This window comes from Streptomyces sp. WAC 04229, from assembly GCF_003947455.1.
Lineage (GTDB): Bacteria > Actinomycetota > Actinomycetes > Streptomycetales > Streptomycetaceae > Streptomyces.
Genome location: NZ_QHJH01000256.1, coordinates 1 through 8,226 on the forward strand (window position 1 = coordinate 1; position 8,226 = coordinate 8,226).

At 74.5% G+C, this 8,226-nt stretch carries 6 protein-coding genes; 1 reads left to right on the forward strand and 5 read right to left on the reverse strand.

Features of this window, described 5'->3' with window-relative positions:
• Together DMH12_RS35340 and DMH12_RS35345 are read right to left on the reverse strand one after the other, a co-directional pair.
• Positions 1–302 (reverse strand): trypsin-like peptidase domain-containing protein (locus DMH12_RS35340; RefSeq protein WP_148107579.1); only part of this gene is annotated, 302 nt, incomplete at its 3' end.
• The gene (locus DMH12_RS35345) at positions 299–658 is read right to left on the reverse strand and encodes a CU044_2847 family protein (protein ID WP_185832736.1); all 360 of its coding nucleotides are present in this window, start codon (positions 656–658) and stop codon (positions 299–301) included. The genes DMH12_RS35345 and DMH12_RS35340, both read right to left, overlap by 4 nt.
• A gap of 238 nt (positions 659–896) precedes the next feature.
• Between DMH12_RS35345 and DMH12_RS35350 the strand changes: the two genes are divergently transcribed.
• Positions 897–4,538: a S8 family serine peptidase gene (locus DMH12_RS35350; RefSeq protein WP_125495406.1), complete on the forward strand. Its 3,642-nt coding sequence runs from the start codon at positions 897–899 to the stop codon at positions 4,536–4,538.
• A 230-nt stretch (positions 4,539–4,768) separates the two neighbouring features.
• Here DMH12_RS35350 and DMH12_RS35355 read toward each other — a convergent pair whose 3' ends face one another.
• The 3 genes from DMH12_RS35355 to DMH12_RS35365 all read right to left on the reverse strand — a co-directional run.
• On the reverse strand, positions 4,769–6,139 hold the full coding sequence (locus tag DMH12_RS35355; RefSeq protein WP_125495407.1) for a carboxyl transferase domain-containing protein: 1,371 nt from the start codon (positions 6,137–6,139) through the stop codon (positions 4,769–4,771).
• The gene (locus DMH12_RS35360; protein WP_125495408.1) at positions 6,132–7,577 is read right to left on the reverse strand and encodes an acyl-CoA synthetase; all 1,446 of its coding nucleotides are present in this window, start codon (positions 7,575–7,577) and stop codon (positions 6,132–6,134) included. Before DMH12_RS35360 ends, DMH12_RS35355 begins: the two co-directional genes overlap by 8 nt.
• A gap of 49 nt (positions 7,578–7,626) precedes the next feature.
• A partial coding sequence (locus tag DMH12_RS35365) for an SLC13 family permease (RefSeq protein WP_399189965.1) occupies positions 7,627–8,226 on the reverse strand: 600 nt, incomplete at its 5' end.

Here is an 8,226-nt window from a genome sequence, read left to right on the forward strand (position 1 = left end):
GGCGTGGTCCGTTCGGCGCGGGGCGGGGCGAAGGCGGCCGGGGTGAGCGGCACGTCGCGGTCCAGTTCCAGCACGGCCAGGTCGCCGGGGTCGGCGGCGCCGCCCTGCCAGCCGCCGTGCACGGCGACGGCGGCCGACAGTCCGCCGAGGTCCCGGCGGCCCGGGAAGCTCACCGTGACCGGTGCCCGGTCGGCCCACCTGACGACATGGGCGCAGGTGAGCAACCGGCGGCCGGAGACCAGGAATCCGGCGCCGACCTCGGGACCGCACTCGACGCGGGCGTGCCACGCGGAACCGCTCATGACCGTGCGGCGGCGTCCGGGCCCTCCGGGCGGGCGGGGCCGGGCTCCGGAGCCCAGCTCAGCTTCACCACCAGATGGCCTTCCGCCGTGCCCTTCGCGATGACCGCGCCCGCCTCCGCGCTCAGCTTGACCCCGAACTCCAGCTCCACCGCGTCGGGTCTGAGCGTGCCGTCCCTGAAGACCCGCAGCGCGGACGCGGCCGCCGCCCGGACGCCCTCCAGGGACTCCTCGAAGGTGCGGGCCGCCCGGGCGGGTCCGTCGCCGCGCGAGACCAGCCGCGCGCCGTCCTCGTCCTCGACGCCCTCGACGACCACCCGCACGCCGTCCCCGGTCTTGAACTCGACCAACCCGTCCATGCCGCCGCTCGCTCCCCGTGTGCCGTACGTGTCCGTGCGCAGCACCGTGCGCGGCACCATTGTGACGGACGGTACTCGGCCGTGTCGCGGCTCGAGGTGCCGGTCCGCCGGACCACTGGCGGAAACCCGCCAGGGCGCCAATCCGCCACGCTCTGTCAACTGCCGTGTACCAAAAGCCCCCTGAGACTGCTCACAGCACTCTTCACAGCACCAGACGACGACGCGAAGTGAGGCCTGGATGAGCAGAGGACCAGTCGGACGCGGGGCGACCCTCCTGTCGGCGGGGCTCGTGATCGCGTTGCTGCCGACCGGGACGGCGGCGGCACAGGATCCGCCCCCGGAGCCGGCGCACCCCCCGGCCGCCGTGGCCCGGGACACCGCGGCCCGCACCGTCACCCTCGTCACCGGCGACCGGGTGACCGTCACGGAACTCGGCGGCGGACGCAGGACCGTCACGGTCGAGCGGCCCGAAGGCGCCGACGGAGCCGTGCACACCCGCAGTTCAGGCGGCCGGACCACCGTCGTTCCCGACGAGGCCCTGCCGTACCTGCGCGACGGCAGCCTCGACGAACGGCTCTTCGACGTCGACGAGTTGCTGGACCAGGGCCTCGCCGACACCGAGACCGGCACGCTGCCGCTGATCGTGACCTACGAGAAGGGCACCCGGTCGGCCACCCCGCAGGGCACCCGGCGGACCCGGGCGCTGCCCAGCGTGCGCGGTGCCGCGGTGGAGGCCGGCAAGGGGCGTGATTTCTGGCGGGAATTCACCCGTGGCGCCGGTGTCGACGGGGTGTGGCTCGACGGCAGGGTCACCGCGGCCATGGCCGAGTCCAACGCGCAGATCGGCACCCCGGAGGCCTGGCAGGCCGGGCTGACCGGCAAGGGCGTCACCGTCGCCGTGCTGGACAGCGGTGTGGACGCGGGCCACCCCGACCTGGCCGGACGGGTCACGGAGAGCCGGAGCTTCATCGCGGGGGAGGAGGTCGCCGACCGCAACGGGCACGGCACGCACGTCGCCTCCACCGTCGGCGGCAGCGGCGCGGCCTCCGACGGCAAGGAGAAGGGCGTCGCACCCGGCGCCGAGCTCGCGATCGGCAAGGTGCTGAACGACTCCGGTTCGGGCAGCGAGTCGGAGATCATCGCCGGCATGGAGTGGGCCGCCCGGGACGTGGACGCCGACATCGTCTCCATGAGCCTCGGCTCGACCGAGCCCAGCGACGGCACCGACCCGATGGCCGAGGCCGTCGACAGCCTGTCCCGCGAGACCGGCGCCCTGTTCGTCATCGCGGCCGGCAACACCGGCGCCCCGTCCTCCATCGGCTCGCCCGGCGCGGCCGACGCCGCGCTGACCGTCGGGGCCGTGGACTCCGCGGACGAGGCGGCCTGGTTCACCAGCGCCGGACCCCGCCACGGCGACCAGGCGCTCAAGCCCGACCTGTCCGCGCCGGGCGTCGGCATCCTCGCGGCCCGCTCCCGGCTCGCCGAGGGCAGTGGCGACTACACCTCCATGGACGGTACGTCGATGGCGACGCCGCACGTCTCGGGCGTGGCCGCCCTGCTCGCCGAGCAGCACCCCGACTGGACCGGCGCACAGCTCAAGGACGCGCTGATGTCCACGTCGAAGGGGCTCGACGCCTCCGCGTACCAGTTGGGCGCGGGCCGGGTGAGCGTGCCGGACGCCATCGCGGCCGACGTCACCGCCACGGGCAGCGCCGACCTCGGCTTCCACGCCTGGCCCCACGACGACGACGAGCCGGTCACGCGGACCGTCACCTACACCAACTCCTCCGACAACGCTGTCGAGTTGAAGCTCTCCGCGCAGGGCGCCCCCGAGGGCGTCGTCACCCTCGCCGACACCGCCCTCACGGTGCCCGCGCACGGCACCGCCTCCACCACCGTCACCGGCGACGCGTCCAAGGCCCCGGCCGGGACGACGAGCGGCCGGATCGTGGCGTCCGGCGCGGACGGAAAGCCCGTCGCGCACACGGCGTTCGGCCTGGCCAAGGAGGACGAGCGGTACACGCTGACGGTGCGCGTCAAGGACCGTTCCGGTGCCGCCTCCCCGGCCGACCTGGTCGTCCAGCGCCTCGCCGAGGGCGTCGACCCCGTCCCCGCGCACGTCGGCGACTCCGGCACCCTGGAGCTGCGTCTCGCGCCGGGGACGTACAGCCTGACGTCCTTCCTGGACGTGCGCGGCAGCAAGGGTGCCGACTCGCTGGGCCTCGGGTTCCTCGCCGCGCCGGAGGTCGTCCTCGACCGGGACCGGGAGATCACCCTCGACGGCCGGAAGCTGCGCGAGATCGACGCCGACGTGGACAAGCGCACCGAGACGCGGCAGCTCCTCATGGAGTACGACCGCAGCGCGAACGGCGCCGACCTGTTCGGCGCGGTGCAGGTGCCGCTGACGTACGACAGCGTCTTCGCCGCGCCCACCACCAAGGTCACCGAGGGCGGCTTCGAGTACCGCACCGTGTGGCGGCTCGGCAAGCCGCTGCTGGAGGTCAAGGGCGTCGGTGAGGCCACCGTCCAGTCGGGCGGCACCCTGGGCGAGGGGCGCAGCAGCCTGTCGCTCGTCGACGTCGGCGACGGGCCCTTCCCGGCCCGCGTCCGGGGCAGGGCGGCCCTCGCCACGCTCACCGAGGGCACCGAACCGGCCGCCCTCGCCCAGGCCGCGCAGGACGCGGGCGTGAAGGCGCTGTTCGTGACGGACGACGCGCCCGGACGGCTGATGGAGTGGTGGGGCACGGACGACAACGCCGACCGGCCGCTCCAGATCGCCACGGTGAACACCGCCGACGCCGAGCGGCTGCGGAAGGCGGGACGGGTCGACATGACCGCCACGCCCAACACGCCCTACGTGTACGACCTCTCCGAGGGACACGCCGGCCGGGTGCCCGACCGGGACCTCACCTACGAGCCCGGGCGCCGCGACCTGGCCGAGCTGCGGGCCAAGTACCACGCCCCCGAGCCCGCGAGCGGCGGCGAGTTCCGGTACTCGATCACCGACACGTTCCCGATCGGCCTCGGCTTCAAGGAGCGGATCGCCTACCCGGCCGAGCGCACCGAGTACGTGTCCACCGGTCCCGGCCAGCTGTGGCACGAGTCCGTGACGAGCGCCGGGGACGCGCTGGAGGAGCGGAGCGGACTCGTCCGGTACCGGGGCGGTGACCGCACGGAGCTGAACTGGTTCAAGCCCGTCTGGCATCCGTACCTCGGCACCGGGCTCGGCTGGGGGCAGCAGCGCTCGGGCGACATGCTCCAGTTCAACGCCCCCGGGTGGGGCGACTCCGGTCCCGACCACACCGGCTTCGGCGACGTGTGGAGCGAGGGGAGCGGGATGACGCAGACCACGTCGGTGTACCTGGACGGCGAACTGGTCGACGAGGGGCCGAGTTCCGCCGCCTACGTGGACGAGGCGCCGGCCGACGAGCACACGTACCGGCTCGTCACCGAGACCGCGCTCGACGCGGCACGCTGGCCGCTCGCCACCGAGGGGCACGCGGAGTGGACCTTCCGCTCGGCCGAGACCCCGGACGACCGGTGGACCTTCCTGCCCCTGATCAACCTCTCCTTCGACGTCGACACCGACCTCGCGGGCGAGGTGCGCGGCGGCAGGAAGCTCAAGGTGGGGCTCGGCGCGGAGTACGTGGAGGGTGCCGAGGGCACCGGGCGGATCGGCGGCGCGGAGCTGGAGGTGTCGTACGACGAGGGCAAGTCCTGGCAGCGGGTCGGGCTGCGCGGCGACCACGGCCGGGCGTCCTGGCAGGGGACGCTGAACGTGCCCCGCGAGGCCGGGCACCTTTCGCTGCGGGCCTCGGCGCGCGACGACCGGGGCGGTTCGGTCACGCAGGAGATCGTGCGGGCCGTGGCCGTGCGGTGACACGCGGACGGCGCCGCCTCCCTGGGACGGGGAGGCGGCGCCGTCGGTTTCTCGGACCGTCAGACCAGCCAGCCGACGAAGTGGACGATGCCGGCGAGGATGTCGGTGAGAAGGTTCATGATCGTGCAGCTCCTTGCGCTGTGCATGTGTGGGACCTACTTGGGACATGTGCGTCAACTACGGTCTGCAGCCCGTTGCTCGCACACCGTAAGTATCGTTGGTCCCTCCATTCACATACGCTCCCCAGAGCGACGATCACCTGTTCCAGGGAACATCTGATCGCCTGTTCGGATCACGCCCAGCTCCGCCAAGTCCTGTGGACGCAGTCGCAGTTGGTCCGCCGTCGCCTCCACATCCTCGGGCCCTCGCTTCAGGATCGCCGCCGCGAGCTCCGGTGCGATGACGGAGAAGTAGCTGTCCGGGGTGGCCCAGGTGCGGCCGGGCGCCGCGAGCGCCAGCGCCCCGCCCGAGCCGCCCTCGCCGATCACCAGCGTGGTCACCGGTGTGCGCACCGAGGCCATCACCCCGAACAGCTCGGCGATCGCCGCGCCCACGCCCTGCCGTTCCGCCGCCGCGTCGTTGGCCGCGCCCGGCGTGTCCACCAGGGTCAGCACCGGGATGCCGAGCCGCTCCGCGAGACGGATCAGCCGGGTGGCGGTGCGGTACCCGGCGGGACCGGTCGCCGTCCCCGTCTGGGCGGCGTACGCGACCGTCCGCCCCCCGCGCTCACCGAAGCCGCACAGCATGCCGTCCGGGTCGGTGCCGCCGCAGCGGTCCCCGACCAGGGCGACGCGGTGGGTGAAGTAGGCGTCCAGGTAGGCCCCGGCGCGCGGACGGCCGGGTCTCCGGGCCCGGCGGACCGCGTCCCAGCCGGTGGCCGGGAGGTCCCGCGCCCCCAGCGGTCCCGGCACCGGCGCCGGATCGCCGGACGGCGCCGTCAGCAGCCGCAGCCACCGGCCCAGCGTGCCGCGCAGCTCGTCGGCCGGTACCACCGCGTCCGCGCTGCCCGCCGCCACCTGCGCCTCGGCCGTGTACGCCGCCGGATCGGCGTCCGGCGGCCGGACCCGGGAACCGGCGAAGCCGACCTGGGCGCCGGGCAGCGCGAGGACCACGTCGGCGCCCGCGCCCAGGGTCGCCCAGCCGCCGCCGGTCGCCGGGTCCCGCACCACCGCGATCTGCGCCAGCCCCGCCTCCCGGGTGAGCGCCGACTCCCGCGCCACCCGCTGGAGCTGGGTCAGCGCGAGCATCCCCTCCTGCATCCGGCTGCCGCCGGTGGCGACCAGCGGCACGACCGGCAGCCGGTGTGCGCGGGCGTACGTGTACGCGGCCTCCAGCCGGTCGCCGGTGCGCCGGCCCAGCGAACCGCCGAGGAACCCGAACTCGAACGCGACGAGCACGGCCCGCACGCCCGCCACGTGCCCGGTGCCGCAGACCACCGACTCCTCCTCGCCGGTGCGCTCGGCGGCGCGGGCGCGGGCGGCGTCGTAGCCGGGCCAGCCCAGCGGACCGTCGGGCTCCGAGGGGCCCTCGGGGTGGGGGAGTTCGGCGAAGTCGTCGGTGACGAGGGCGAGGAACTCCCGCGCGGACCGGCGGTCAGTCACGGTTCAGCGCCCGCTTCATGATCTTCCCCATGTCGTTGCGGGGCAGCGCGTCGAGGTGGCGGACCACGCGGGGCCGCTTGTGCGGGGCGAGCCGGGCGGCCACGTGGTCGGCCAGCGTCTCCAGCGCGGGCGGCGCCCCGGGGTCGGCGGGCACGATCCACGCCACGATCCGCTCCCCGAGGTCCGGGTCGGGCTCACCGGTGACGGCCGCCTCCCGCACCGCCGGGTGTTCGAGGAGCGCGTTCTCGATCTCGCCGGCCCCGATCTTGTACCCGCCGCTCTTGATCAGGTCGGTGGCCTTGCGGCCGACGATGCGCACGTAGCCGTCGGGGTCGCGCACCGCCATGTCGCCGGTGCGGAAGAAGCCGTCGGGGGTGAAGGCGGCGGCCGTGGCGTCGGGGCGGTTGAGGTACTCGGTGAACAGATTCGGTCCGCGCACTTGGATCTCGCCGACGCTCTCCCCGTCCGGCTCCGCGATCGGTGTGCCGTCCTCCTCCACCAGCCGCAGCTCCACCCCGGGCAGCGGCACGCCGACGGTGCCGGCGCGCGGCTCGCCGTCCGCCCGCACGCTCGTGTTCATCAGCGTCTCCGTCATGCCGTACCGCTCGATCACCCGCCGGCCGGTCGCGGCGGCGATGCGCTCGTGGTCGTGCACGGGCAGCGCGGCCGACCCCGAGACCAGCAGCCGGGCCCCGGACAGGGCCTTCGCCAGCTCCGGGTCGCCGGGCAGCGACTCGGCGATCCGGTGGTACATCGTCGGCACCCCGAACAGCATGGTCGCGCCGTCGTTCAGCTCCCGCGCCGCGCCCTCGGCGGAGAACCTGCCCAGGTGCCGTACGCTGCCGCCGCGCCGCAGCGGCCCGAGGACGCCCAGTACGAGGCCGTGCACGTGGAACAGGGGCAGCCCGTGCACCAGCACGTCGTCGCCGGTCCACTGCCACGCGTCGGCGAGCGCGTCGAGGGTCGTCGAGAGCGCGCGCCGGGGGATGACTGCGCCCTTGGGCGGTCCGGTGGTGCCGGAGGTGTAGACGACGAGCGCGGGGTCCCCGTCGGCGGAGCGGTCCTCGGGCACCGGCCCGGTGGCGTGCACGTCGACGTCGACGCGCTCCAGGGAGCCCAGGGCCGGCGGGAGTTCGGCGTCCGGGGCGGCCAGCACCAGCGACGGCTCGCTGTCGGCGAGGATGTGCGCCAGTTCCTTGTCGCCGGACTTCGGGTTGAGCGGTACGGCGGGGACCCCGGCCAGCAGGGCCGCCACCACGGCGACCGCGGTCTCCATCGCCGGTGTCGCCCAGACGGCGACCCGGCCGGCGGCCCCGATCCGCCCGGCCGTGGCGCCCGCGGCGGCGGCGAGTTCCGCGTACGTCAGTGAGCGCTCGCCGAACCGCAGGGCGGGCCCGTCGGCCGGGGCCGGGGAGAGGGCCGGGAAGAGAGAGGACACGCGTCGTACTCCTTAGCTGTTGCTCACGATTGCCGGTCTTCGAAGGGGCCTACCCGAAGCCGGGCACGACCAGTACGAGCCACGCCAGCACGGGCACGGCCGCCACCACGATCCCGCCGTACACCATCAACTGCCGGAAGAAGCGGTCCCGGTCGACGTCCGGCGCCGCGGCCAGCACCAGCGCGCCGTTGGTCGAGAAGGGGCTGACGTCCACGACCGTCGCCGACACCGCGAGCGCCGCCACCATGCCGGCCGCGCCGATCTCGCCCTGCGCGAGGAACGGCACCGCCAGCGGGATCAGCGCGCCCATGATGCCCACGGAGGAGGCGAAGGCCGACACGATCGCGCCGATGTAGCAGAGCAGCACCGCGGCCAGCAGCGGGACGCCGATGCCGCCGACGCCCTCACCGGCCCAGGTGATGGTGCCCATCTCCTCCAGCACGCCGACGTAGGTGAGGACGCCGCAGATCAGCAGGACGGTGGACCAGGCGATCTCACCGACCGCGCGGCGGCTGTCGTCCGGCCAGGCGGTGCTCAGCACCACGGCGAGGCTGACCGCGGTCAGACCGGCGTCCAGGTCGAACCCGAGGACGGCCACGACCAGGGCGACCAGGGCGACCAGGGTGGCGATCCGGGCGGGGGTGAGGCG

Bases quoted from the DNA above. Each gene is read 5' to 3' on its own strand.
- DMH12_RS35350 (WP_125495406.1), top strand. From the start codon at position 897: ATGAGCAGAGGACCAGTCGGACGCGGGGCGACCCTCCTGTCGGCGGGG.
- DMH12_RS35345 (WP_185832736.1), bottom strand. From the start codon at position 658: ATGGACGGGTTGGTCGAGTTCAAGACCGGGGACGGCGTGCGGGTGGTC.